At 69.5% G+C, this 416-nt stretch carries 1 pseudogene; it reads right to left on the bottom strand.

Annotated features, from left to right (window positions below):
* A pseudogene (locus EOA22_RS37275) lies at positions 1-416 on the bottom strand (chromosome segregation protein SMC); the annotation flags it as partial.

Raw genomic sequence — 416 nt, 5'->3', positions numbered from 1 at the left:
TCCTGCAGACGGTCGGCCGCCGCCTTGCGCAAGGTTTCGGCCTCGGTGAGCTGCGACAGCAGGGCGCGCCGCTTGGCGTCGATTTCATCGGGCGCATCCGCCAGCCGCTCGCGTTCGGCCTCGGCCTCGGCCTTGCGTTCGCCAAGCGAGGCGATCTGCGTCGAGGCGTTTTCGGCCCGCTCCAGCCAATTGCTGCGTTCGGCGCCAATGGCATCGAGCCGGCGCGCGCGCGCCTCGGCTTCGCGGCGCAGCCCCTCATGCACCGCACGCGCATCGGCAAGCGCGGCGCGGTCGCGGGCGACATTGGCCGAGGACTGTTCGAGCTGCAATTGCAGATCGCCAAGATCGGGCGCGTCCTGCAGCAGCATTTCCGCCTCGGCGAAGGCGGCCGAAATCTCCTCATGGCTGTCGACGAT

Origin of the sequence: Mesorhizobium sp. M7A.F.Ca.US.014.04.1.1, assembly GCF_003998745.1 — a bacterium.
GTDB classification, from domain to species: domain Bacteria; phylum Pseudomonadota; class Alphaproteobacteria; order Rhizobiales; family Rhizobiaceae; genus Mesorhizobium; species Mesorhizobium ciceri.
This window is presented reverse-complemented; position numbering and strand designations above follow the sequence as displayed.